Here is a 26053-nt window from a genome sequence, read left to right as displayed (position 1 = left end):
TACCGGGGTGAGTGAGTGCAGCCAACAAAGAGGCAATTTGAAAGATGACGGATATACAAGTAGCAAGCCCAAATCTTTATGAACTAACCCCAAACATTGGATGGAGGTGATAACACGGTAGCCGCCACTTATCAAAAAGCAGATTAATTCACCGGTAGGGAAACTTGAGCAGGTTCCCAATAATTCAGTAGAAAAGCTGAAAAAAGAATAACTGGTTCTAAAATAAAGATAGGTAGAAAACAGGGTTTTATCAGTTAGTTCTAAATGGATCAACTTTACAGGTACAGTGGATAATCATATTCTACAGAAAGTGATAGTTTGACAGGTGGAACGAAACCGTACGTGAACCGAAGTTTTTATACAATTCACTATAAATTACAGGTGTTATAATGACCACAAGGTTTGATATAGAACACGGAAGACTGGTTTACACAGAGAAATTGGGATGGATCGATTTGGGGCATGCTAAAGGTGATGACGCAAGAAAATTAATGGCTGCTATAAATGCAGGTGATGATACTAAAGAGTCATATTTTACTATTAGATACGTCCAATATATGGGGAAGGGACGTAAATATGGGACATCTAAAATAACAAGATGGAAAGTTAGACGAGGTTTATCTTTGCATGATAAGAAGAGAGTTGCTCTTACTATTATGATGTATACAACGCATTTATTTGAATCCTATCAAGATTCTTTTCCTTTTAATTGGGTTACGGATAGTGGTTATAGTGGTGAAGATTTAATTTCCAATTTACTTGGTTTTTATCGGGCTGTAAATGGCATTGATTATTTATCTCAGTTAGGCGTAGTAAGTAAAGAGGAAGCATTTAAGCGATGGGATTACTATGGGCCGATAGGTAAATATAAAAATAAAATTTTTAAGCCATTATTGTTTCCTAATCCTGAAAAATATCCAAATAATGCAAGACCTTATTATACGTCTCTACCTGGTTTTTTAAATATTATATCACCCATCAGTGATATGAAAACAGGTCATAATATAATACATATTAGCGAGCAGACTGGGGTTAATTTAGGTGTGGAATATGCTGGGATTTCAATTGAATAGTTTTATACGTATAATTGTTGTTATATCCGTCCTCATTGGGTGTGCTCTGGTTTTTATTATGTCGCTTGCAAATGTTAACTTGTCATATACGAAAGAAAATTTTATTTATTATAATATGTTTACCTTTGATGAAATTAAGAGTATTCCCTTAATTTCAAATGATTATGTCATATACTATGATTCACCTGATGGAACGTCAACAATAATTAATAAAATTGTTTTCTCGAATGTGAATTTGAATAGTAAATCAGAATTAATAAAATATGTTGAAAGTATGGGTTTTGAAAAATATTTTGACGAATATTGGCATGATGAATATTGGCGTAAAGATAATGTACTCATAAATATAAAACAAAATGATATGAAGCGTACGGTTTTGTTTTTAGTTGAGAAGAGTTAAGAGTTTTCGGCCTTTCCTGCATCGGGGTATATACAGGTAAAAAGCTCAGGTGGTAAACCTGAGCTCGGGTTGTTGACTTTTAGGTATGAGATACATAGATAGGTTTAAATAACGGTGTCAGTTTGGAAATATCAACTGTCTTTTCTGCTTTATCAAGGCTATAAGTTTCTTGCAGTTTTAGCCACAACCGTGGAGAGCTACCAAGTACTTTCGACAGTTTTATTGCCATCTCTGGCGTGACTGCTGCTTTGCACGATACTAGACGTTGAGCCGTAGATGGAGCAACATTCAATGCTCGCGCTAGATCACGAATTCCTAAACCTAGTTCTTCCAAAGAGTCAGCAATAATTTCGCCTGGGTGAGGTGGGTTAAACATTTTCATTAATGATAATCCTCATAGTTAACGATGTACGCGTCACCATCGATAAATTCGAATGTCACACGCCAATTTCCTGAAATGGTAATTGTCCACTGTCCTTGTCTGTTTCCCGTTAAAGGATGTAGATTGTATCCGGGAAGATTGATTTCCCCTATATCCTCAGCTTCGTTAATAACAGCGAGTCGTTGGCGGAGTTTGTTTGCATGTTGAGGGTTAATTCCAACAGAAACACCTTTTTCAAAAAATTGGCGCAGTCCTTTATGCTTGAAACTCTTTATCATTCCTTATCGCTCCGTGTTGCGCTACAAGAAATCTTATAGCAAAGTGTTCCTTGTTACGCAACATCATTTGAACTAAGGTGTGACGGAGAGGGAGGGATGGATTCGCTGCGCTCACCCTGCGGGCCGCCGTTGGCGGTCCAAAACGGCAGGCCGTTTTGTCGAACCCTAGTCGAGGGTTCTCGACCCTCCCTGCATCGGGGGTATATGCAAGTAAAAAAGCCCAGGTGGTAAACCTGAGCTTTCTTTCGAATCTGGCGGTGAGGGAGGGATGGATTCGCTGCGCTCACCCTGCGGGCCGCCGTTGGCGGTCCAAAACGGCAAGCCGTTTTGTCGAACCCTAGTCGAGGGTTCTCGACCCTCCCTGCATCGGGGGTATATACAAGTAAAAAGCCCAGGTATCTAACCTGAGCTTCTCTTCAATTCTGGCGGTGAGGGAGGGATTCGAACCCTCGATACGTTTTCACGTATACACACTTTCCAGGCGTGCTCCTTCAGCCACTCGGACACCTCACCATCTTTTTTCATTCCAGTAACTTTGTTTAACATCGTCGCTGCAACGGGGCGCTACTATAGGGAAAACCATTACAAGCGTCAACACTCTTCTGATACTTTTCTTTGGTTTTTTGATTGCTTAGCTAAATAAGAGTCAATTCGGTGAATTGATATCCAATCAATGCCGCTGAAATGGATAGATACAAGCCCTTCAATAAGAAAAAAATGAATTCGTTAACTACTTAACATTCTCAAAATTTTCGTAATGATGATTAACAAAGGGACTTGCAACCTACACTCAATCATCAGATAACCCTGTATGAAAATGTAAGATGAGGATAAATAGTCATGGAAATTATCTTTTACCACCCCTTTTTTGATGCTGCTCAGTGGATTCAAGGTATGCAGCAACGACTGCCCAATATTAATATCCGCGCATGGAAACGCGGCGATAATAAGCATGCGGATTATGCAATGGTTTGGGCCCCTCCCTATGAGATGTTGGCAAATCGCTCCGAATTGAAAGGGATTTTTACTTTAGGTGCAGGAGTAGAGGCCATTTTGAAACAGGAGCAACAAAGACCAGGGATGTTACCCGCCGGTGTGCCACTGATGCGGCTCGAAGATGCGGGGATGGGGCGGCAAATGCAAGAGTATGCGGTAGCAATGGTTTTACATTATTTGCGGCGCATGGATGAGTATAAGCTGCAACAAGGGCAAAGAATGTGGAAACAACTCGTACCCCATGATCGCAAAGATTTTGTCGTCGGCGTGTTGGGCGCCGGTGTTCTGGGACGCAGTGTTGCAGAGACGTTAGTTGAGCTTGGCTTTACTGTACGTAGCTGGAGCCGTACTCCAAAACAGGTTAATAACATAGTTAGTTTTCACGGTGAAGATCAATTGGGCGATTTTCTCTCCGGCAGTAAGGTGCTTATTAATTTGCTGCCCGATACGCCAAAAACCCGTGGTATCCTGAATTTATCGCTGTTTAGCCAGCTAAAACCAAAGTCATATTTGATTAATATCGCACGAGGCGCCCATTTAGTAGAACATGATCTGTTGGTGGCGATTGATAAAGGTTATATCGCCGGGGCGGCATTGGATGTGTTTGTTGAGGAACCACTACCAGAGATGCACCCATTCTGGACTCATCCCCGTATAACGGTGACGCCACATATTGCGGCTATTACTATTCCCGATATCGCTATGGATACAATTAGTGAAAATATTCGACGGATTGAAAACGGGGAATTACCAACCAGTGTTGTGGATATGAAACTAGGATATTAATAACGTCTCTTTACAGTGGGGGCGGCTATTGGAGACAATAATGACAAAATTGCTATTTGTTTGGAAACTGAGATGAATGAATTTTCAATAGTCTGCCGTATTTTAGGGACTTTATTTAATCGTCAACCGCAAGACCCGATTCTGAAACCACTTCTGACGGTGATTGTCGAAGGTAAATTGAAGCAATCATGGCCATTGGAGCAAGATGCGTTGTTGGATCGCTTGCAACAAAACTGTGATCTATCAGCAATGCAAACTGATTATATGGCACTGTTTTATGGCGATAATGCTAGTGTACCAAGCCGCCGTTCTGACTATACCGGGGAGAGTGAAAACGATATTCGTCAATTTCTGACCGAACGAGGCATGCCATTGTCAGATGGGCCAGTCGATCAGTTTGGTTCTCTGCTATTAGGTGCTTCATGGCTAGAGGATCAGGCGGCAGAAGATGAGGTTCAGGGGCAGATTGAGCTGTTTGATGAATATCTTCTGCCGTGGTGTGGGCAATTTCTGGGGAAAGTGGAAGCCCATGCCACAACCGGTTTCTACCGGACATTAGCAATGATGACTCGTGAGGCGTTACAAGCGTTAAGAGAAGAGCTGGAGTCTTAATTTTAAGATGATAAAAAGGCAAATAATTTCGAGTTATTTGCCTTTTTGCGATATCTCGATGAAAGTTATTTATCGGTCAGCATGATAACTAATTTGCCGGGTTTTATTTCTAACCTTTCTGCTAATGTTTTAGCTGCTGCTTCAGCTTTGCTGTGATCCGGTTTCAATACATAAACCGGGTGAGTATCAAAGAAAGCGCTGAGTGATTTATTCAGATAAGGAACTAATGCATTAATCGGTTTTTCCATTTTTTCCTGCGTAATTTGGTAATCAACGATTTCCAATGCTTTCAGAAAAATAGCGCCTTTTTCCTGTTCAAAAACAGGTTGTGCTTTCAGGGTAAGCTTCATGTCAGCTTTTGCCAGGCCAAGCAGAGAGGTAATATTTACGTTTGCACGGCCGGTTAACGCTATTTTGTCAGGTTCCGCCCGGCCAATTTGGCTGGATAGTTCTGTTAATTCAATATCTGCGATGGCGATACTATGTAACTCGATCTGTTTCTGGTAATGGACGTGTTTTGCCAGATAACCATTAATTAGCTCTTCGCTGATGCTGACGCTTTTGAACTGATCGCAACCACTGATTAGCCCTGCTAGCAGCAATACTGCCCCCAAGAAAAATTTTCTCATATCGACTCCTTTGATTTTGGAGGGCAGATTTTACCTCATTAACTGCCACTCAGCATGGCAGATTCAATTTTACGTTGGTTGAATTGACGGTGCAGGGCGTACAGCGTGATTAAGCCAATAATCCCAAGCAGGAACCAAGGTAATTGCGGCATATGCAGCGCATGACCGGTATCATATAACCAACCACCGCCGGTATAACCCAAGGCGCCGCCCAGAGCCAACCCAAGACGGCTAAATCCCATATAACTGCCACGCGCGCGCGGATCAGCCAGTGAAGCACTTAATGTTTCGCGGGCAGGTTCAGCGGTGATGGTACCGAGATAGAACAGACAAATAAGACCAAACAAGGTGTTTATTTCACCAATCAAACCGACTGGGAACATGCTCAGGCTCATCAGGAAAAGCCCGGCCATTAGACGCTGTTCTAACCGGAATCGTTTTTCGCTCCAACGGGCGATCGGATACAGTAAAGTGAGCGATAGGGTTGCTTCAATCGCGTACATCCATTTCACCGCAGCGGGTGTTCCGGCGATTTCGTTAATGATAATCGGGAACATCAACATGACTTGGACAGACAGCATAAAGTAGCCGGTCAACGTCAATACATAGGTGAAGAAGCGGCGATCTTTAATAACGCGCTCCATTCCTTCCCAGATGGGAGTGCGGGTAGTAGAAATTCGGTAGGCAGGGAGGAATAATGCATTCCAGATGGCTGCCAGAACGAAAACACCGGCACCTGTCCAGCAGACAAGTTGGAAATCGTATTGCAGCAGCCAGCTACCAATCAGTGCGCCGATAACTGCGCCAGCGCTGTCTTGCATCAATAGCAGAGAGAAGAAACGGCCGCGTTCATGCGGTCGGGTTAGTTTGATGACCAGTGCGGTCCGGGGAGGATCAAATAAGGTCCCCCCCAGTGCGGATAATATGCAGGCAAGCCACAGTATCCACGGTTCGGTGGCTAAGGCGATTAAAGCAAAGCCAAGGGCGCGTAATAGCATACCGGTGACGATCATCGGCTTCGCGCCAAAACGGTCTGCAATTGCGCCACCGAAAATGCCGAAACCCTGTTGTACAAACTGACGTAAACCAAGCGCAAAACCGACAATCAGCGCGGCCCAACCCAGTTGCTCAACGAAATGTATTGATATTAAAGGAAAGACGACGAAGAAACCCAGAACGACCAGCAAGTTATCGAATAGCAGGAAGTACTTACCCAGGCTACGTGCTTGTGAAACCAGTGACATTGCTCACCATTGGAGTAGTAAAGAAGAAAGGACAATATGGTTGCTTTATATTCTGTACTTAATTCAAACATTAGGATAGTGAATTATGGATAATATTTTTTTATTGTAAAGTAATGACTGGAAGCTGTTTTTTACAGATAAATAGCTTAAATTTTTAACGGATAAATTAACATAGTTAGGGAGAAATAATGTTTGGTTATCGTTCCACTTTACCGAAAGTTCGTCTGATAACAGAACGAATGGTGGTGCGTTTGGTGTACGAGCGGGATGCTTATCGTTTGGCTGAGTACTATGCAGAAAATCACGAGTTTCTTAAACCTTGGGAGCCGACCAGAGATAGAAGCCATTGCCAGCCTTCTGGCTGGATAAACCGATTGAATTTAATCATAGAGATGCAAAGACAGAGCGCGGCTTTTCATTTTCTGCTACTTGATCCAAATGAAAATGAAGTTATTGGTGTTGCCAATTTCAGTAATATTCTGCGTGGGGCTTTTCATGCCTGTTATTTGGGATATTCGCTTGGTGAAAAGTGGCAGGGAAAAGGGATGATGTACGAAGCTTTACAACCAGCTATCCGTTATATGCAACGTCAACAGGGGATGCATCGGATTATGGCTAATTATATGCCGGATAATCATCGTAGTGGGAAATTGTTGGAACGATTGGGTTTTGAACGTGAAGGTTATGCCAAGAAATACTTGATGATTAATGGAGTCTGGCAAGATCACGTATTAACCGCATTGACAGATGACAAGTGGAGTGGAAAAAGTTGATTATTGGGTTGTCTGTCTTCAGTGGCTAATGAGATTACGGCGTAATTGAGTTGAAATGATTTCAAGGATAAGTTCAGTAAGTATAATACACCCTTAATTGATACTAAGTTTTAGCGGTATAGTAATCCATATTTTTGGGATGGGAATAAACTAATAATGAAGCGTCTTTTTGCAATATTTCTTTTAGTAGTAACTCTTTCTGGGTGCCAAACTCCACCACCACTTAATTTCTCGGTACCAAATGTGGGGGTCAGCGGCCATAAAATTGATGCGGAACTAAAATCAATAACAATTGTGCTTGCAAGACCTGAAGAACAAAAAGGGGGTATTCAGGCTGGAATGGAAGAAGTTCCTCAGTTCTGGAAAGCATCCCTTGAAGAAGCTCTGGGAAGAATGGCTATATTTAAAGATGATGCTAATAAGAAAGTCAATCTGGCTGTTAAGATTTTGGCAATTGACATGCCTCTTTTTGGGACATCTATGACCACAAAGGCAATAGCTAGGTATGAATTAATTGATCGCAGCGATGGTCGTATAATTTATAGCGAAGATATATCGTCAAACGGTACTGTACCATTTAATTACGCTTTGCTGGGTTATATAAGAGGTAGAGAATCAATTAACAGGGCGGCACAAAATAATATCACTCAATTTTTGCAATCTTTAGGAACAGTAGATAATAAACTTATGCCCTTTGTGGTAAATAAGTGAGAGAATTGCCATTGAGCTAATGCCCCGATTTATAATTGATAGCGTGTGCTCCAAATATGTCGCTGAATAGTTACTCAGTTGATGTTGTTGGGGACGCGCTTGTTAGATGGGATTGTTGGTTCCGTGGTGAAAAGTAATGTGACTAAGTGACAGAAGGATGGAACTCGTTATAGAAACATTGAATAGCAATGTGGTGACAATTGCTTAGGATGTTACTCTTCTTAGTTTTGACCCTTTTTTTATGGTCAATTTTAACTGATTGATTTTTAATGAAATATTACTTCTCTTGTAAAAAAGGGTTTTTTCGTTATTTAATAAATATATGCTTTAACTGTCAGTAGGTTAACGTTAATATATAACGTTCACTGCCGTACAGGCAGCTTAGAAATCAGCCCCCTACAGAAAAGTAAGACGCAAAGCGTTCACTGCCGTACAGGCAGCTTAGAAAAGTCATTGCGGTCTTTTGTTGCAAAATCCCTGGTTCACTGCCGTACAGGCAGCTTAGAAACGCGACAATGGCTCTGTATCATGGATGGTAATGTTCACTGCCGTACAGGCAGCTTAGAAAATTCACTTCCCTGAGATTTATGAACGGTCAAAGTTCACTGCCGTACAGGCAGCTTAGAAAATTCACTTTATCTTCGTTAAGAATGTCTAAAAGTTCACTGCCGTACAGGCAGCTTAGAAAGTATCTCTTGTATGTCCAGCGCCGCTAACGTTGTTCACTGCCGTACAGGCAGCTTAGAAATAATTTCATTCGAGCAGTAACAGCAGTTTGGTGTTCACTGCCGTACAGGCAGCTTAGAAAAATGTGAGCATGATCCCTCGCTGGCTGGCGGCGTTCACTGCCGTACAGGCAGCTTAGAAAGCTGCACCCTGATTTGTTCAATGAATCGAGAAGTTCACTGCCGTACAGGCAGCTTAGAAATTTTGATGTAAGTTGTCCTATCATTCCTGATGGTTCACTGCCGTACAGGCAGCTTAGAAAGGTCAGGCGCAGAGCGTCAATTAGACCCATCAGTTCACTGCCGTACAGGCAGCTTAGAAATTGATCGGTGCGTGGCCGCGCACTGCGTCCACGTTCACTGCCGTACAGGCAGCTTAGAAAATTCATTGATTCTATCATCTCGCGATAACAGCGTTCACTGCCGTACAGGCAGCTTAGAAAATGATCGCGTGACATCTAAACGGCGGGTGCTGGTTCACTGCCGTACAGGCAGCTTAGAAATTGCCATGTTCCACATGCGCGGCCCATATCAAGTTCACTGCCGTACAGGCAGCTTAGAAAGAAAGAAGTTACTGTATCCTGTGTTGCCATTGGTTCACTGCCGTACAGGCAGCTTAGAAATTCATGTGCCGCGCAAATTCAGCTTTATTGCCGTTCACTGCCGTACAGGCAGCTTAGAAACTAAGACATGGGGTGGTTCAGTGCGCCGAATAGTTCACTGCCGTACAGGCAGCTTAGAAAATGAATGCTTTGGCTTGGGAGCGTGAGAGTCCGTTCACTGCCGTACAGGCAGCTTAGAAATAGGGATATTCGGCGTACATTTAAAACACTTGGTTCACTGCCGTACAGGCAGCTTAGAAATGTGCCTTAGTTTTGCTTTTTTCATAGCCCTAGTTCACTGCCGTACAGGCAGCTTAGAAATTGCCGTGTAGTCAAAAAACGACTACTATAATGTGAACTGCTGTACAGGCAGCTTTATATTAACGGAGGCAATTATGAGTCATACCCGTTACGAAACTGATGTGGTCGTTTGGGCAAATGAGCAAGCAGCATTATTGCGTGCAGGTAAATTCTCTGAGATAGATATAGTTAATATTGCCGAGGAAATTGAGGACGTGGGTAAGAGTGAAAAACGTGAACTAGCAAGTCGTATGGCAGTTTTGTTGTCCCATCTTCTGAAATGGCAATTCCAACCTGGGCGCCGTGGTTCAAGCTGGCAACGAACTATCAAGGAACAGAGAAAAGCACTGGCATTGCATATAAAAGAGACACCCAGCTTGAAAAGCACAATTGCTGATGAAAACTGGTTTGCTAAAGTTTGGGCTGATTCAGTTTCTTCCGCTGCCGATGAAACAGGATTGGATATGTTCCCGGATGAATGTATCTGGAATATAAATCAGATCTTTTCCCAAGAGTTTTATCCTGAGTAAGCTTTAATGAGTTGACTTATTTGACGCACTGACTTCGGTTGGTGAGTTTTTTGAAGTGGCTATTTGAGCTTTCTGTAGTAAGGCTAGTTGTAAGGTGTCGTCATCTAGGCTGAATACAATGCTAGCTATATTGGCAGCTTATAAAAGTTAATGAGTTCTAGTGCATAAGCGTGAATTTATGTATACTCGCCGCTTTTGTTAGCAAAGTGAATAATTAACCATGAATAATATTGCTGCCTTGTCTTTGGCTGCTGTAATGTTTACTAGCGGTTGCGCTACGATTGTGGGTGATAAAACTCAGCATGTTCAGGTTGATAGTAATCCTTCAGGGGCCATGTTTTCTATCAAAGATGAGTTAGGTAGGGTTGTTGCTCAAGGGAAAACGCCTCAAGATGTGATTTTAGAAAAATCTGATGGAAGTTATTTTGGTAAGAAAGACTATCTGGTTACTTTTACTAGAGAGGATTCTGAGGCTGTCACGTTACCAATTAAGGCGAACGCCAATGGTTGGTACATTGGGGGTAATTTTTTATTTGGTGGTTTAATTGGTTGGCTGTTATTTGATCCATTTAATGGTGGGATGTATACGCTGCATCCGAAATTAGTGAATGCCCAGTTACCTCAGAAACCCGTGAGCGCTGAAGTGCCTCAGAAGGCAGTCAATGCTGGGTCATCTCAGAATCAGGTAACAAATACAATTATTCTGATGGTAGACCCTAATAAAGCTGTAGACCCTAATAAGATATTAGATGCTAATAAACAGGTAACACCGTTAGGGTAAGCCAAAATGTCCGGTTGGACAATCTGCTAAGTATATGACAATCAGCCCTCTCATTTTCTGAAAGGGCTTTTTAATTCTGTTTTGCCTTTCCTTATAGTAAATGGCAATTAAGAGCTTATTATTTTTGAAATTATAATGAGTGATAAAGTAATTTATTGACTGATTATCATGAAAATAATTCTAATGGTTTCTTGGTTCCATAAAAATAGATGTTATTCTGATTGGCTTTTTTAATCGGTGTTGAAGTTCTGTTTCATAATTATTTGATAAATGCCAACTTAGATTTTATATTTTCTGGATAATGGCAATTGAATTGAAAGAAATAGACAAATAAAGAGTGAGTGAAGATAAATATTCATATAATTTGAGTCTGTACATGATTTGGTATTCAAAAATAATTTATTTCCTCTAAAGGGATTTTATTTTTTTAAGAAGGTTTTTTATTGTTTTATCAATATATACCCAATGGATTTCAAGATGCATCGCGGCGGCAAGGGAGCGAATCCCCGGGAGCATAGATAACTATGTTACCGGGGTGAGAGAGTGCAGCCAACAAAGAGGCAACTTGAAAGATGACGGGTATATGCTTTAACTGTCAGTAGCTTAAAGTTAATATGTAACAGTTCACTGCCGTACCGGCAGTTCGGAAATCAACTAACATGATTTTGAGATAAATACGATGAATTTATTGAAATCGCTGGCTGCGGTTAGCTCTATGACCATGTTTTCTCGGGTTTTGGGCTTTATCCGGGATGCCATTATTGCCCGCATATTTGGGGCAGGTGTTGCAGCGGACGCTTTTTTTGTTGCATTTAAACTGCCTAATTTACTGCGTCGTATTTTTGCCGAAGGCGCCTTTTCTCAGGCGTTTGTGCCTATTTTGGCAGAATATAAGAACCAACAGGGTGATGAAGCGACCCGGACGTTTATTGCTTATGTTTCCGGTATGCTGACGTTAATTCTGGCCATTGTTACTGTGTTGGGGGTTTTGAGCGCGCCTTGGGTGATTTATGTTACTGCGCCAGGTTTTACCGATACCGTCGATAAATTTACGCTGACAACAAATCTGTTAAGAATTACCTTCCCTTATATTTTTCTGATATCGCTGGCCTCATTGGCAGGCGCGATATTAAATACCTGGAATCGATTTTCTGTTCCTGCCTTCGCTCCGACGTTACTTAATATCAGCATGATTGTGTTTGCGTTGTTTGTCGCCCCTTATTGTAATCCACCGGTGATGGCGTTGGGGTGGGCGGTAGTTGCGGGAGGGATTTTACAGCTCTTATATCAGCTTCCTCATTTAAAAAAGATTGGCATGCTGGTGTTACCGCGTATTTCTTTCCGTGATAGCGGCGTATGGCGGGTTATGCGGCAGATGGGGCCAGCACTTCTCGGAGTGTCAGTTAGCCAGATTTCATTAATTATTAATACGATTTTCGCTTCATTTTTGGTGTCCGGTTCTGTCTCCTGGATGTATTATGCTGACCGTTTAATGGAATTACCTTCTGGTGTATTGGGTGTTGCGCTTGGGACAATTCTTTTGCCTTCACTGGCGAAAAGTTTTACCAGTGGAAATCATGAGGAGTACACCAAATTAATGGATTGGGGGCTGCGGCTCTGTTTTTTGTTAGCACTGCCTTGTGCTGTTGCTTTAGGTATGCTGGCAGAACCTTTAATCGTTTCCCTGTTTCAATACGGTAATTTTACGGCATTTGATGCAGTAATGACCCAAAAAGCATTAATTGCTTACTGTTTTGGACTGATGGGGCTAATTATTGTTAAGGTGTTGGCGCCGGGTTTTTATTCTCGTCAAGATATTAAAACTCCGGTGAAAATTGCGATTGCTACTTTGATTCTGACTCAGCTAATGAATCTTGCCTTTATTGGTCCACTAAAGCATGCCGGGTTGGCGCTTTCTATCGGTTTGGCATCTTGTTTCAATGCCAGTCTGCTTTACTGGCAATTACGTAAGAAAAATATTTTTAAGCCGTTAGCGGGTTGGGGGGGGTTCTTATCTAAACTGGTGGTGGCAATTGCGGTAATGATTGCCGTATTGGCGGTTACTTTGTGGTTGATGCCAGCATGGGAGCAAGGGAATATGGCTATGCGTCTGTTGCGATTAATGGTGGTGGTTATCGCCGGGGCAGGCAGCTATTTTGCTGCGTTGGTGCTGATGGGTTTTCGGCTAAAAGATTTTTCTCACCGCGGCTTTCAATAAATTGAGATATCCCGGTAATTATTATGAAATCAAGCTGTGCTTGAGTTTTCTGAAATTACTGGGATATCAGCTAATAAATATATTAAATTTCCCGTCAGGCTAGGAATTAAGTTTAAATGATGCTAATTGAAGTTTAATCGTTTTTTTATCTGCATCATAATTGAATAATTCTGTATGACATTATGAAATATTATGGAGGAATAAAATGTTATATCGGAAAAATAATATATTCCTATTTTAAGAAAGAGCATTAAATGCCAGGTGGAGATTGTTTTTTGCGTCAATAATATATTGATTTATTATTTAATTTTTTATGATTATTATAGTTAATGATTTAATTTTTCTCTAAAATTTACCGCTATATTTATTCATTATTTATATCTGTTAGCCAAGTTATTTTGTAATGTTTATATTTCTTCGGTTTGAAACTATTAATATGCTAAAATTTACAATTTAATTTTTTTTTGAACCCGCTTTATGAATGAAAAATTAATTATGTGTGTTAGATCGTATTTTTTGACAAATAATATAAAAAATGTTGGGACTAAGCAGTTTGCTGGCTACTATGTCTGATGGAGAAGTTATTGATTATCTGGCAAAACATGATCTGGTGCAGATGAATATTAATAAACAGGCGCTATTATTTGACGATGAATAGGGGAGAAGGAGCTGTATTTATGTCAGAAAAATTGACGGATTGGTTAGATTCAATTAAGCAGGTAAATAATGCGGAAGTGAGCATTGAATTATCTTAAAAGTAAATAATTAGCATTGTTCAGTGTTCAGACGGTCATTCATGAGTTATATGCCTTATGGATTTCAAGATGAATCGCGATGGCAAGGGAGTGAATCCCTGGGAGCATAGAGAACTATATTACTGGGGTGAGTGCAGCCAGCAAAGAGGCAACTTGAAAGATAACGGGTATAGATTAATCGGCTAATTTCGACAGATTTAATTGGGAGGGAATAATTTATGTGGTTTGAAAAATTAAGTCATATTCAATCAGATAAAACGGAACATATCTTATTTTGTTTTCCTTATGCGGGTGGTTCAGCAGAAGTTCTTCGTAGCCTGAGTAACTGTTTAGCAAAAAATATCGTAGTATATGCATTGCAATTACCGGGTAGCGGCAGCCGTTTTGATGAAGCATTAAGTCGAGATGTGGAAAATATTTTGCAAGCAGTACATGAAGAAATGAAGCGTCTGATTAATGGTAAGCAATTCTCTTTATTTGGGCACAGCAACGGCGGCTTGTTTGCTTATGAATTAGCTAACCGATTAAATAATGAGAATCAGTTTCCGGCAAACGTATTTATTTCTGCGGAAGCGGCGCCACATATTACCAGTTTTAAAGAAGATCCGTTTAATTTATCCGATACTCAATTGAGTGAGCTATTGGTAAAATACGGTGGAACACATGATGAGATCATCAATGATGAAGATTTTAAGGCGGTGTTCTTTCCTGTTATTCGTAATGATTTCTCGCTCAATTACCATATGAAACGTTACTTGCTGTCAAAGCAAAGTGTATCAGAACTCATTTTGATTTATGGGCTACAGGATAAAACGATGTCAAAAGAGGATATATTGGCGTGGGAAAATTATACTTGTGGCGGGATTGATATTCACCTTGTGGATTCCGATCACTTCTTTATCCAGCATATCCCAAAAGTGGTTGCAGATATCATCCATGCAAGAATTGAGTTGAGCACCAAGCGGGAACGTACTGCTGTGTTATAGGTCAAAGCCTAACCGGCGTGATAAGGCAAAATATATATGCCCGATCACGCCAATTTTCAGAAAACAGCGATTATCCTGTTACATCCGTTCTACCGTCTCAATGCCTAAAGTATTCAGACCCTGCTTCAATGTCTTCGCAGTCAGGAGCGCCAGTTTCAGGCGGCTTTGACGCAACTCTTCACTTTCAGCATTGAGGATTTGACAGTGTTCATAGAAGCCAGAGAACAGACCGGCTAGATCATACAGGTAGGCACACATCACATGTGGCGTACCTTCACGGGCGACGGTGGTGATGGTCTCTTCAAATTGTAACAAGCGGGTGGCTAACGCTTGTTCACGTTCCTCATTGAGGATAACGGGCAATGTCAGGCTGCTTTCATCAATTTCGGCACGCTTGAAGATGGAGGCAACACGGGTGTAAGCATATTGCATATAAGGTGCGGTATTACCTTCAAAAGCGAGCATATTATCCCAATCGAAGATGTAATCTGTGGTGCGGCTCTTGGAGAGATCCGCATATTTCACGGCGCCGATACCTACAGCTTCAACCACTTTTTTCAGTTCATCTTCTGGCATATCCGGGTTCTTTTCACGGATAAGGGTGTTGGCGCGTTCGATGGCTTCATCCAATAGATCGGTCAATCTGACCGTACCACCGGCGCGAGTTTTAAATGGTTTGCCATCTTTACCCAACATCATGCCGAACATATGGTGTTCCAGTGACACGGATTCTGGCACATAACCAGCTTTACGAACGATGGTCCAGGCTTGCATCAAATGCTGATGTTGACGGGAGTCGATGTAGTAAAGAACGCGGTCAGCGTGCAGAGTTTCATAACGGTATTTCGCACAGGCGATATCTGTTGTGGTGTAAAGATAACCACCATCTTTCTTTTGGATAATAACGCCCATCGGTTCACCTTCTTTATTTTTATACTCATCAAGGTAAACCACGGTTGCGCCATCGCTTTCCACTGCTAATCCTTGCTGTTTCAGATCAGCGACAATACCGGGCAGTAGATCGTTGTACAGACTTTCACCCATGACAGAATCTTTAGTCAGCGTGACATTCAGACGATCATAGGTTTGTTGATTTTGGGCCATCGTGATATCCACTAGCTTGCGCCACATGGTACGGCAATATTCATCACCGCCTTGCAGCTTCACCACATAGCCACGAGCGCGGATGGCAAACTCTTCGTCTTCATCGTAATTCTTTTTCGCTTCGCGATAGAAAGCTTCCAGATCGGACAATGCCATATCGCTGGCATTTTCATTTTGCACTTTTTCCAGATAAGCAATCAGCATACCAAATTGGGTTCCCCAGTCACCCACATGGTTGGCGCGGATAACCTTATGACCGAGGAATTCCAGTGTACGGACGGCTGCATCGCCAATAATAGTGGAGCGCAAATGACCAACGTGCATCTGTTTCGCGACATTAGGGGCGGAATAATCGACAACAATAGTTTGTGATTCGGCTGGAGTAACGCCCAGTTTCTCATCTTTCAGGGCAGTTTCGATATTCGCTGCAATCCACGTTTTATCAAGGAAAATATTGATAAAGCCGGGGCCGGCGATTTCAACTTTACTGGCGATACCTTGCAGATCTAGCAGGTTAACAACTTTTTCTGCCAGTTGTCGGGGGGGCATACCCACTTTTTTCGCGGCGGCCATCACTCCATTGGCCTGATAGTCGCCAAATTGCGCTTTTGCGGATTGGCGGATGTGAGCTTCGCTGTCGGCTGGAGCGCCTGCTGAAATCAGCGCTTGGCTGACTTTTTCTGAAAGAATCGCCTGAATATTCACCTAGTTACCTTAAATGACGAATGAGAATAGGTATTATTGTAGCAAACAATACCCTCTGCAAAATGATTCATAAGAAGAAACGACAGGTTTTATACCATATTCAACACATGACATACCACTTTACTGTTGCTTTGCGCCACGTTACGAAGATAAAAAACGCATTTCCTCGAAAAATCATGATCGTGGCTATCATGCCGTAACGAATATACGGCATAAGGGAAGGAGCAGTAGTTATGGAAGTATGGCAAATGAACGAACAGGAAAACCAGAGGCTTTTTTAGGTTTAGCCACGATATTAAAAATGACTGCGCCACGTACAGGTACTTGGTCCAAATTAGCCAAAAGCTCTATCTGATAAGTATCTTGCTTTAAGACATAATCTTCGCCCAACAAGGCATTATTCTTTCTAAAATCTTTAGCGGAGTCGGTATCAAATGTTTCATGCCCAATAGCTTTAACATGACGCTCCTCAAATAAAAATTTAAGGGCATCTACCCCCCATCCAGGTATTTGGTTATTGCCCGAGTCATCTTTATTATCCATTTTTTCCTGAGATGGCCAGCGTTTACTCCAATCAGTTCGGAGCGCAACGAAAGTACCTGCCTCAATAATGCCATATTCTTCTTCAAACTTAAGAATATCTTCTTTAGAAAGTGAAAAGTTAGGGTCCTGTTTTGCTCTTTCTGATTGATCAAGCACGATTAGAGGTAAAACCAATTCTTTTAATTCCAGTTCATCAACATAACGGGCATTAGGAACAAAGTGGCAGGGAGCATCAATGTGAGTCCCATATTGGCCGGGAAAAGAAAATTGCTGAACAAAAAAGCCATCTTTGTAATCAAACAGTGTTTTAAACTCTGCTGAATTAAGCATAAAAAAATGTGGAGAATCTTTATCGAAGCTATGCGTCAAGTCGACCCATTTTTTTGACTTCAATAAAGTGAGTGCTTGTAAAATGCTATTTGACATAAAAAACCTCATTTTTGATAATTTATTGGTGTTATTTTTACCACTATTACATGATTAATGCTGTAAGATTTTTTACCGTAAATAGTGATGTTCCTCATGTTTTATTCACTTTTATTGTTCCAATAATGAACATACGACATAAAAGCATAATAGATTCAAAGGCGGCGGGACTCGGCGTTTCTGACTACTGAGGTTTGCGTTAGACTCCTCAGGTACGAGCACATCAGATTATTTTTCTTATAAACGGAAAATTATAAAGAAATAAAAAAATAGGATAATTGATTTTTACATTAGTTAAATTCAAAATTAAATATAATAAAAAAATATATATTATATGTTTTTTGGGCATTATTCCCAATGTGATTTATTTCTATCTTATTGTTATTTAATGTTTTTTGTTTTAAACGAATTTTATTGATTAAAATTGAAAATCTTTTGCAAATTATTTGTTGAAATTTTTAATAAAAAAGAAATTGATATCGTTTATGATTTAATTAATCCCAAAAAGCTCATCAGCATTGATCTAAAAAGGAACGACTATGCTTTGGAAGAATACTTCTAACCAATTTGGTCATTTATCTGTCCTGCTACACTGGTTGGTTGCATTGGCTGTGTACGGCATGTTTGCGCTAGGGCTGTGGATGGTGACATTGGGGTATTACGATACGTGGTATCACAAGGCGCCTGAAATTCATAAAAGCATTGGAATAATACTGCTGATAGTAATGGTTGTGCGTGTTATCTGGCGTTTTGTTTCTCCACCACCCAAGCCATTAGCCAGTTATAGCCGCTTAATCAGAGTCAGTGCTGTTTTAATGCATATTTTGTTGTATATCTTACTGTTTAGCATTTTGATTAGTGGATATTTAATTTCGACCGCTGATGGACAGTCAATTGCTGTCTTTGACTGGTTTACTGTGCCGGCCACATTAATTGGTCAGGGCAAACAGGCAGATATTGCTGGAATGATTCATCTTTACCTTGCTTGGGCGGTGGTGATTTTATCGCTATTACATGCGGTTGCGGCATTAAAACACCATTTTATTGACCGTGATTCAACCTTAAAGCGGATGCTAGGTTTCCGTCCTGAATAATACAAAAGACGATTATGGAGAAGAATATGTTGAAGAAAACATTACTTGGCTTGACAGCAGGCGCACTGTTACTGAATGCAAGTTCGGCATTAGCTGCCAATTATAAAATTGATATACCAGGTCAGCACGCCTTTATTCAATTTCGTATTCAGCATTTAGGGTACAGCTGGCTATATGGGACATTTAAAGATTTTGAGGGTTCTTTCACATTTGATGAGAAAAACCCGGCTGCGGATAAAGTTGATGTGACGATCAAAATAGCCAGCTTGGATACTAACCACGCTGAACGTGATAAGCATCTGCGTGGTAAAGATTTCTTTAATACGGATAAATATCCTGAAGCAAAATTCACTTCAACAGCAGTGAAAAAAGAGGGGAATAAATATCTTGTTACAGGTGATCTGACTTTAAATGGTGTGACAAAGCCAGTAGTGCTAAATGCCGAACTACTGGGTGAAGGTAAAGATCCGTGGGGCGGCTACCGCGCAGGTTTTGACGCTTACGGTAAAATCAAACTGAAAGATTTTAATTTCCAAAAAGATTTGGGGCCTAAATCACAGGAAGCAGAATTACTGATCTCTGTCGAAGGCATTCGGGAAAAGTAATAAGCTGATTACTTAACTCAGTAGTGTCATTTATTAACGGCTGCGCATTGCGTGGCCTGTTTTATTGATAGGCAAAACCTTCTTTTCAGTTGATCTCATAGGTGATACTGTTGTTATATACAGTTTTAATGCAATTGATTGTATATGGTCTTGGGTAGAAAAATATACCCTATGGATTTCAAGATGGATCGCGACGGCAAGGGAGTGAATCCCTGGGAGCATAGGTAACTCTGTTACCGGGGTGAGCGAATGCAGTCAACAAAGAGGCAACTTGGAAGATAACGGGTATATCAATATTGTGTTTTGCTTGGTGCATACATGATGTTATCAGATTGATACAAGTATCACTTGCAAGTAAACTTAGTATAGAAACTGAGTGTTTATTGGTCGTTATGATTAAATTATGTATTAATAATACAGAGAGTAAGGAGAGGGGGTTATGTCATCATTTACAAAACTCATAGATAAGGCATATGTTTCTCCTGATAAAATTATTAGGGAAACTGCCAAACTGATGAAACCTGAAAGTGCCGCTACTGAAGACTGTTCTCAGAGGTTGTTGATCAGAAATGACGGTACTGTCATGATTAACAGGAAGAATAGCGATGTGATAGCGGCTTTTGAATATAATATAAAAGCGTTATCAAAGAGAAAATAACTAATATGTGGCCTGTTTTTATTACCTTTGTTTTGATCTGTTGCTATAAATATATTGATAGTGACATACCATCAAAAATTGAGTTACAAAAAGCGCAAGGGTGGAATGCTTACTTTCAAGTAGCTTTAAAAGGTGGGGGGTTTCTGATCGCTGGCTTTGTCATGGCTGTATTTATTGATGTTCTGTTATATTTAGCAATGTACATTATGAATGTACCTGCATATTTTGGTGCAAAATACACTCATTTACATTTGCCACAGATTTGAATGGACTCAGATACGCTACAGCAAGCTTTTTTTCATGGATTGTAGTTATATCTACGGTTCTTATGAGTATAAGCCAAGCCTCAATCGCTAAAAACAGATCAGAAAACTATACGTACCGGATTAAAGCCATTAGGAATGATGCGAAAAAAGATTCTGTAAATGAATTATTACTAGAATCCTTGGAGTTCGGTCTTCTCGTTATGGTCACTCTCAAATCTCGAAAGGTGTATGTTGGGATGGTTGATGAAGCGAAATTTTACAATTTCCATACCCATTCAGATGCAATGGTATCGATTATACCATTTATAAGTGGATACCGTGATAAAGACAGCTTATCTTTTACGGTCGAGCATGATTATACGGATATTTATAGTAGAAAAGGTATAACGTTAAACTCTGAACCATTATCAGTATATCAATTCCGGCATATATTACCGATAGACCAAATAGAATCTTTTTCTTTATTTGATGTAGATATTTATATATCGTTTGAAGAAAAACATAGTAAGCATCCATTTGTAGGAAACAGTAATAATAATGATGAGGCTGTTGTTTAATGCGGCTTTTTTCTTGTCTGCCAAGTGAAATGATGTGATTTTTCACTTGGCATTATATCAATGGGACTGTTTATTATATTAGCAATACGTATTTATATAGTTTTTATTTTATTTCCTTTAGCGGGGAATACTGAGATTCTATTATGACCTCGACTTGAAATTCACCTGAATTATCACTAAAAGTACCCGGTACGTCATTGAATAAAAGTATTAGTTCGCCATCTACAGGAACTGTTTTATGAAGTACTCCGTTGCCAATTGTAAACTTCTTGTTGGCGATCTTAGCGACGAGTGTGGCTATTGATGGCGGTTGTGGATTATTAGGTACAGGACCATCAGGCGCTGCCCATTCAACATTATCACGGCCATATTTCACCCATCCATGAGCAACAACAGAGATTATATCTCCTTGTTTGAGAATAAGTCCTGTGGATTTACCGTTTTCAGCGTTAGCTGGAACACTTCCTGACCAATCAGCCATAGTATTGCCTCCGAAATTATGTTTTATAGAATTAAATTTTGCCAAACATGCTGACATATTTGACTAAAATATAATTTATTTTCTTCATGGCTGGGTTTCAATGAGAAAATTAGCGTTTGTGATTTGTATCAATAACAATAAATCTTTATATCGATGGTTAATTTTAATATTGTTATTTTTGTTTTTTACTTTTTTTATCGAATATTAATTTAATGTTGGAATAATAAATTTATGGTTATTTTTGATTTTTAATAATTATAACGAATAGTTAGGATAAAACAGAAAGATTCCTATTTTTAATTTCCTAATATAATTATGTTAGAAAACCAGAATTGCTATTAATTCCTATTCCGTGCGGAAATTATGTAAAATGGTTACAGTAAATTATTGGTAGATAGTGTTTCTTGCATGGAGCTGGTTTTTTTCGTTTCTATGCCGCTTAATTCGGGTTTTTGTGCGTGAAATAGGGTAATGAGAATTCATTGGCGTTTATTTTTTATTCGTTTCTTAATCCTGCTTGAAAACCGACGGTGCTTTCGACGTAAATTGTATTCTACATGGCAACTCATCTCAGATTATCTGTTTTCTCTCTACGAGAATGAATGAGAAAGTGAAATAATCCAAAATCAATATCTTATTAATCGATAGAATGACTTTTACGACTATTTAATCATCAAGATATTTCTATGTTTAACAAAAAATCGGTTAACACAGGAGTATAATGGGTTAGATAAGATAGCCAATATCTCCAGTATTTAATGCAGACTGAATTCTTAATCAATCGATTAATTAAAAGATTAAATAGATGATATTATTGGTTGTTATGATAAGTAGTATTAAAGATATTTTTTTAATTAAAAATTAGGATGTTTGATGTTTTTTTATAGTCATTGAGTAAAAGTCAGTTAAGACCTGACTGCTTTATATATCGAAAATTACTTTGTCTGGGAATAGGGTATTTTTATAAATTTATCTTTTATAAGATTGACGATAACTCAACTCCTATTGAATTTGTAACACTTTCTTACAAATGTTACTTTTTGTAAATGAAAAAAATGGAAATTTTTTCTTGCTATTTTGTGATGATTTAATAATTATAACCTACAGTTCCATCATATGGACAGTATGAAGGAAATTTCAACTCCTGTTCCCTTATTCAAAGGGATTAATTGATGGGAACACATTTCTGTCTTCCTATCATTCAACGCATTATTACTCACGGCATAAGCGGTGCTTTTTGTCTATGGTAATGGGATTTTTACTGCCTTATTTTTTTGGTGGAGAAATCAATCAGTTTAATTTTCTGGCGGAATATGGAAGCCGCAAAGTTTTGTCAATTTACCGGTTATTGTAATAGCGAGTAAAGGAAACAACACTGATGAGTACATTAGATCCGCGAGAATGTTTAGATTGTAGATTGTTGAAACACTGGGTGGAATTTCAGTTGGTGGATGAACAGGGGAAACCCTTGGTCAATATGCCTTATAGCCTGATAAGCAAGGGACTACCGAATTATGTGCGCAAAGGGAAGACGGATGGTTTTGGGGTGCTCAGGGAAGAAGAGCTGTCAGCTCATCCCGTGACATTGTATATTCACGCCCAATCGTTGGCCGATGAAATGGAACAGCGCCCATTGCGGGAAATACGCGGTGAAGAGGCTTCGGTGGTGAAACCAAAAGCAGAAACCGAAGGCCATCAATATCGTTATGTGACTATCGGACAGATTAGTGATGGGTTGCCAGTGATTAAGGATTGGCATGATCCTAAAAAGATTCCACCTCCCTACCATTTCCCGAATTCAGAACCAAAAGGTTATCAGGTTCATCCGTTAAATCGACGTTATGTACTGGAAGTATGCCCTTTTCGGGCTTGGGTTTTACTGCTACATCATCAGAAAGAGTACTCCATTGTTAATGCTTATAACCAGTGTTTGATGAGCGTGCTGGCCTATGCCGATGGTGATGTTGATATTGAAGGCTCTGTACTACACTTTTTTAACCGGCAAATGGTCGATGTCTCGAAGCTGCCTTATCAGGTGGAAACGGCATCGGCTACCCCTGTAGTTTACGATGTACCGTTTAGTGAACGTTATACCCGGGTGGAGTTTATTGATTCACAAAAGGGGAACAACAAGCAGGGTGATACCAAACTGTTTTATGTTGCCAGTAAGAAAGATGTGATTGTTAGTTGGCGGGGAACGGCTAGTCTGGAGAATTACCTGACTGATGCCACCTTCCAGCCATTGGCTTTAAGTTGCGATGATGACAAAGCTCTGTGCAGTGATTTTATTCATCATGGTAAAGTGCATAAAGGGTTTTGGGAGGCATTTAATCTGGGGGGAAGGTTAATCGTTCCCAGTGATAAAACTAAAGCTAAAACTGAAACAGTGCTTCAAGATATCACCAGTTTGGTTACAAGCAAGCGATTATTTATTTGTGGCCATAGTTTGGGAGGAGCGTTGGCATTATTGCACAGCGCACAACTCAAAGAACACAATCCTTGTCTCTACAGTTACGGGATGCCAAGAACATTAACCCGTAGTGCGGTAGAGGAATTATCTTCTATTATCCACTATCGTCATGTTAATGAAGATGATGTAATCCCTTCTGTGCCATTTGAGCAGGATATGGATAATGTTTTTTTTAATTATTGGGCGCCGGCGGGGTATGACTGGGAAATCATGAAATTGTTGTCACCGTCACCGATTATTCAGGCAATTAAGCAGGCGACAGCTAGTAAAGAAATTTATCTTCATCATGGTAAAGTGGTTCATTTTTTTCAAGCCAACAGTTGCCCGGAATGGCTGATTTCCGCCCGGAATATCTCCCTGATAACCAGTGTTGCTGAAAAAATATTGGATAACACCACAAAACTCTACTTAATTCCTGAGTTAAATCAGGAAACAGAAAAGGATTTTTCTCTGGCCGGTGAGCGGCAGAATGCGTTGTTCAATCAGCTCAGTCAACAGGAAAAAGACAAGCTGTTTGTTGAAAACAGAAGTGCTGATTTGAAAGGCGGATTCGGTTTCTCTAATCATAGCTCGTATAAATATGCGGGTTATATTGACAAGCGCCTCAGAGAGTTATGCGAACCGGATAAGATTACGGTCTATCAGGATAGTCAGCGTCAATTTAAGGCGAAAATGGACAGTTATAAGATGCTTATCCCTGACAATGTTTACTACCGAAATCTCTATTTTCTGGATATGGATAAGCAGTTAATAAAATCACTGATGGTCAGCCAGCAGGAAGAACAGGGAGAACTGGCCTTACAGCATTACTGTGATAAACAGGAACTGTCCGTATGAAAATATTGAAGATAACGCTGTTCTTATTATTTCTTTATTCTATTTACTGGGCGTTTGGCGACACCTTTTTTGACGGGCTTTTTCCTTTTTCACCTGACGAGAAGAAACAGTTGATTACGGTGGAGGGTGTCGTGCCGAAATACACAAAACCGTATGTGTCTGCGCAATATATCTCAAAAGACTGCCTTAGATATCAGTTTGATGCAGGTATGTCGCCTTATCAAGTGCCGACTTATTATGGATTGGATTTGGATGTAAAAGCTGATCCACAAACTGGTTACTTTCAGGCGAAATTGCCTTTCAATGGCGGGGGATGGTGTAAATGGAAAATCAATCAAGCGTTTGTGGCGGTGGGTTATACCGATGTTAGTCACTTGGTGAAAGATGCTGTACCTTCTTCGGGACCGGGATTAGCTGCCTTTATTAACGACGCTGCACGAACAAATTATACTGAAGCCTCTGAAACTCGTGCATTGAATACGATAAATTTCAGCCCAGTTATTTACCCTGTTTTGAAAATGGTTGAGGGACGTCCAAACAGAGTTTCCTTACAGGGGGTAGTGGATTTATTTCCTTTTCGACTGAAATTAATGCCAGGAGCGGAATGGAAAATCACCTTTAAACCTAAGCTGGATGAAACTAAAATGCCGAAGGTTATAGTAACTAAGAAAGGTGAATGGGTTGAGTACCCCGGTGGGCATATTGAAATAAATACCCAAATGGTAGATACCCGTTACATAAAGTAACGCTCTACTAAGGTCATATTACCAGTTTGTCTAAAGGCCAACATGAGAATACTGTTATTAAAAGGAAATGTCCGTATGAAAATATTGAAAATAACGCTGTCATTATTATTTCTCTATTTTATTTACTGGGTATTTGGAGATACCTTTTTTAACTGGTTATTTCCTTTTTCATCTGACAGGAAAGAACAATTGATTACGGTGGAAGGCGTCATGCCAAAATATACAAAACCGTATGTGTCGGCAGAGTATATCTCAAAAGATTGCCTAAGATATCAGTTTGATGCGGGTATGTCGCCTTATAAAGTACCAACCTATAACAGATTGAGCCTGGATGTAAAGGCTGATCCAGAGACTGGTTATTTTCAGGCAAAATTACCTTTTAGTGGTGGAGGCTGGTGTAAATGGAAAATTAATCGAGCATTTGTGGCGGTGGGTTATACCGATGTTAGTCATCTGATGAAAGGTGCCGAACCCTATTTTGGGACAGGATTAGTCGCTTTTATCAACGATGCAGCGCGAACAAATTATTCTGAAGCCTCTGAGACCCGTGCATTGAATACGATAAATTTCAGCCCGGTTATTTACCCGGTTTTGAACATGGTCGAAGGATATCCAAACAGTATTTCCTTACAAGGCAATGTAGATTCGTTTCCTTTTCGACTGAAATTAATGCCAGGAGCGGAATGGAAAATCACCTTTAAACCTAAGCTGGATGAAACTAAAATGCCGAAGGTTATAGTAACTAAGAAAGGTGAATGGGTTGAGTACCCCGGTGGGCAC

General features: G+C 40.2%; 25 protein-coding genes, 1 tRNA gene, 2 other RNA genes, 1 pseudogene and 1 CRISPR repeat array. Of the genes and pseudogenes, 19 read left to right on the top strand and 10 right to left on the bottom strand.

Annotated elements, in window-relative coordinates; all coding sequences use genetic code 11:
- Positions 1 to 389 precede the first annotated feature (389 nt).
- Both EAE90_RS17670 and EAE90_RS17665 read left to right on the top strand, forming a co-directional pair.
- Positions 390 to 1073: a hypothetical protein gene (locus EAE90_RS17670; RefSeq protein ID WP_214054572.1), complete on the top strand. Its 684-nt coding sequence runs from the start codon at positions 390 to 392 to the stop codon at positions 1071 to 1073.
- 58 nt (positions 1074 to 1131) lie between these two features.
- Entirely contained in the window at positions 1132 to 1473 is a 342-nt protein-coding gene (locus EAE90_RS17665) for a hypothetical protein (protein ID WP_246550893.1), read from the top strand.
- A gap of 79 nt (positions 1474 to 1552) precedes the next feature.
- Here the strand turns inward: EAE90_RS17665 and EAE90_RS17660 are convergent, their stop codons facing one another.
- The 5 genes from EAE90_RS17660 to EAE90_RS17640 all read right to left on the bottom strand — a co-directional run bounded on the left by EAE90_RS17660 (position 1553) and on the right by EAE90_RS17640 (position 2646).
- On the bottom strand, positions 1553 to 1855 hold the full coding sequence (locus EAE90_RS17660) for a HigA family addiction module antitoxin (RefSeq protein ID WP_214054570.1): 303 nt from the start codon (positions 1853 to 1855) through the stop codon (positions 1553 to 1555).
- The gene (locus tag EAE90_RS17655; protein ID WP_214054569.1) at positions 1855 to 2133 is read right to left on the bottom strand and encodes a type II toxin-antitoxin system RelE/ParE family toxin; all 279 of its coding nucleotides are present in this window, start codon (positions 2131 to 2133) and stop codon (positions 1855 to 1857) included. The genes EAE90_RS17660 and EAE90_RS17655 overlap by 1 nt, the downstream gene beginning before the upstream one ends.
- A gap of 80 nt (positions 2134 to 2213) precedes the next feature.
- A non-coding RNA gene (locus tag EAE90_RS17650) (RtT sRNA) lies at positions 2214 to 2337 on the bottom strand.
- 48 nt (positions 2338 to 2385) lie between these two features.
- Positions 2386 to 2509, bottom strand: a non-coding RNA gene (locus EAE90_RS17645) — RtT sRNA.
- Positions 2510 to 2556: 47 nt separating this feature from the next.
- Positions 2557 to 2646, bottom strand: a tRNA-Ser gene (locus EAE90_RS17640).
- Between the two features lie 327 nt (positions 2647 to 2973).
- On the opposite strand from EAE90_RS17640, the gene ghrA reads away from it, so the two are divergent.
- Both ghrA and EAE90_RS17630 read left to right on the top strand, forming a co-directional pair.
- Positions 2974 to 3915: a glyoxylate/hydroxypyruvate reductase GhrA gene (gene ghrA / locus EAE90_RS17635; protein ID WP_214054568.1), complete on the top strand. Its 942-nt coding sequence runs from the start codon at positions 2974 to 2976 to the stop codon at positions 3913 to 3915.
- Between the two features lie 72 nt (positions 3916 to 3987).
- Positions 3988 to 4527, top strand: coding sequence for a TorD/DmsD family molecular chaperone (locus EAE90_RS17630; RefSeq protein ID WP_214054567.1), 540 nt, complete (start codon positions 3988 to 3990; stop codon positions 4525 to 4527).
- Between the two features lie 65 nt (positions 4528 to 4592).
- Here EAE90_RS17630 and EAE90_RS17625 read toward each other — a convergent pair whose 3' ends face one another.
- Complete coding sequence (locus EAE90_RS17625; RefSeq protein ID WP_214054566.1) at positions 4593 to 5156, bottom strand: lipoprotein; 564 nt, start codon at positions 5154 to 5156, stop codon at positions 4593 to 4595.
- 38 nt (positions 5157 to 5194) lie between these two features.
- A complete protein-coding gene (mdtH, locus tag EAE90_RS17620) occupies positions 5195 to 6400 on the bottom strand; it encodes a multidrug efflux MFS transporter MdtH (RefSeq protein WP_214054565.1) in 1206 nt (401 codons plus the stop codon).
- A 188-nt stretch (positions 6401 to 6588) separates the two neighbouring features.
- On the opposite strand from mdtH, the gene rimJ reads away from it, so the two are divergent.
- The 7 genes and pseudogenes from rimJ (at position 6589) to EAE90_RS17590 (ending at position 14781) form a co-directional block, all read left to right on the top strand.
- Entirely contained in the window at positions 6589 to 7173 is a 585-nt protein-coding gene (gene rimJ / locus EAE90_RS17615) for a ribosomal protein S5-alanine N-acetyltransferase (protein ID WP_214054564.1), read from the top strand.
- A 156-nt stretch (positions 7174 to 7329) separates the two neighbouring features.
- The gene (locus EAE90_RS23950) at positions 7330 to 7884 is read left to right on the top strand and encodes a lipoprotein (protein WP_246550891.1); all 555 of its coding nucleotides are present in this window, start codon (positions 7330 to 7332) and stop codon (positions 7882 to 7884) included.
- A gap of 360 nt (positions 7885 to 8244) precedes the next feature.
- Positions 8245 to 9532: a CRISPR direct-repeat array (repeat unit 28 nt; unit sequence GTTCACTGCCGTACAGGCAGCTTAGAAA).
- A gap of 74 nt (positions 9533 to 9606) precedes the next feature.
- Positions 9607 to 10041 carry a DUF29 domain-containing protein gene (locus tag EAE90_RS17605; protein ID WP_214054563.1) on the top strand — a complete coding sequence of 145 codons (435 nt, stop codon included), beginning with the start codon at positions 9607 to 9609 and terminating at the stop codon, positions 10039 to 10041.
- Positions 10042 to 10261: 220 nt separating this feature from the next.
- Positions 10262 to 10660: pseudogene (locus EAE90_RS17600) on the top strand (hypothetical protein); the annotation flags it as partial.
- A gap of 841 nt (positions 10661 to 11501) precedes the next feature.
- Positions 11502 to 13040, top strand: a complete 1539-nt coding sequence (gene murJ, locus EAE90_RS17595; RefSeq protein WP_214054562.1) for a murein biosynthesis integral membrane protein MurJ — start codon at positions 11502 to 11504, stop codon at positions 13038 to 13040.
- Positions 13041 to 13575: 535 nt separating this feature from the next.
- Positions 13576 to 13698: an RNA-binding protein gene (locus EAE90_RS24305; RefSeq protein ID WP_258165895.1), complete on the top strand. Its 123-nt coding sequence runs from the start codon at positions 13576 to 13578 to the stop codon at positions 13696 to 13698.
- 315 nt (positions 13699 to 14013) lie between these two features.
- Positions 14014 to 14781 (top strand): thioesterase II family protein, encoded by a 768-nt coding sequence (locus EAE90_RS17590; protein ID WP_105398795.1) that lies wholly within the window; start codon positions 14014 to 14016, stop codon positions 14779 to 14781.
- A gap of 78 nt (positions 14782 to 14859) precedes the next feature.
- Here the strand turns inward: EAE90_RS17590 and argS are convergent, their stop codons facing one another.
- Positions 14860 to 16590 carry an arginine--tRNA ligase gene (gene argS, locus EAE90_RS17585; RefSeq protein ID WP_214054561.1) on the bottom strand — a complete coding sequence of 577 codons (1731 nt, stop codon included), beginning with the start codon at positions 16588 to 16590 and terminating at the stop codon, positions 14860 to 14862.
- 231 nt (positions 16591 to 16821) lie between these two features.
- On the bottom strand, positions 16822 to 17559 hold the full coding sequence (locus EAE90_RS17580; RefSeq protein WP_214054560.1) for a cyclase family protein: 738 nt from the start codon (positions 17557 to 17559) through the stop codon (positions 16822 to 16824).
- Between the two features lie 539 nt (positions 17560 to 18098).
- Here EAE90_RS17580 and EAE90_RS17575 point away from each other — a divergent pair.
- The 5 genes from EAE90_RS17575 (at position 18099) to EAE90_RS23940 (ending at position 20739) form a co-directional block, all read left to right on the top strand.
- On the top strand, positions 18099 to 18653 hold the full coding sequence (locus tag EAE90_RS17575) for a cytochrome b (protein WP_214054559.1): 555 nt from the start codon (positions 18099 to 18101) through the stop codon (positions 18651 to 18653).
- 26 nt (positions 18654 to 18679) lie between these two features.
- Positions 18680 to 19258, top strand: coding sequence for a YceI family protein (locus EAE90_RS17570; RefSeq protein ID WP_214054558.1), 579 nt, complete (start codon positions 18680 to 18682; stop codon positions 19256 to 19258).
- Between the two features lie 439 nt (positions 19259 to 19697).
- A complete protein-coding gene (locus tag EAE90_RS17565) occupies positions 19698 to 19916 on the top strand; it encodes a hypothetical protein (RefSeq protein WP_214054557.1) in 219 nt (72 codons plus the stop codon).
- A gap of 5 nt (positions 19917 to 19921) precedes the next feature.
- Complete coding sequence (locus EAE90_RS23945) at positions 19922 to 20182, top strand: hypothetical protein (protein WP_246550889.1); 261 nt, start codon at positions 19922 to 19924, stop codon at positions 20180 to 20182.
- A gap of 62 nt (positions 20183 to 20244) precedes the next feature.
- The gene (locus tag EAE90_RS23940) at positions 20245 to 20739 is read left to right on the top strand and encodes a hypothetical protein (protein ID WP_246550887.1); all 495 of its coding nucleotides are present in this window, start codon (positions 20245 to 20247) and stop codon (positions 20737 to 20739) included.
- A gap of 103 nt (positions 20740 to 20842) precedes the next feature.
- On the opposite strand, the gene EAE90_RS17555 is transcribed toward EAE90_RS23940, so the two are convergent.
- Positions 20843 to 21220, bottom strand: coding sequence for a LecA/PA-IL family lectin (locus EAE90_RS17555; RefSeq protein ID WP_214054556.1), 378 nt, complete (start codon positions 21218 to 21220; stop codon positions 20843 to 20845).
- 1378 nt (positions 21221 to 22598) lie between these two features.
- Between EAE90_RS17555 and EAE90_RS17550 the strand changes: the two genes are divergently transcribed.
- From EAE90_RS17550 to EAE90_RS17540, 3 genes are all read left to right on the top strand, one after another.
- A complete protein-coding gene (locus EAE90_RS17550) occupies positions 22599 to 24527 on the top strand; it encodes a lipase family protein (RefSeq protein WP_214054555.1) in 1929 nt (642 codons plus the stop codon).
- Positions 24524 to 25273 (top strand): hypothetical protein, encoded by a 750-nt coding sequence (locus EAE90_RS17545; protein ID WP_214054554.1) that lies wholly within the window; start codon positions 24524 to 24526, stop codon positions 25271 to 25273. The genes EAE90_RS17550 and EAE90_RS17545 overlap by 4 nt, the downstream gene beginning before the upstream one ends.
- Before the next feature lie 75 nt (positions 25274 to 25348).
- Positions 25349 to 26053 (top strand): hypothetical protein (locus tag EAE90_RS17540; RefSeq protein ID WP_214054553.1); only part of this gene is annotated, 705 nt, incomplete at its 3' end.

The organism is Photorhabdus caribbeanensis (genome assembly GCF_018448885.1).
Classification (GTDB): domain Bacteria; phylum Pseudomonadota; class Gammaproteobacteria; order Enterobacterales; family Enterobacteriaceae; genus Photorhabdus; species Photorhabdus caribbeanensis.
The sequence above is the reverse complement of the archived record's forward strand: the minus strand, read 5'-3'. Positions and strand labels throughout refer to the sequence as shown.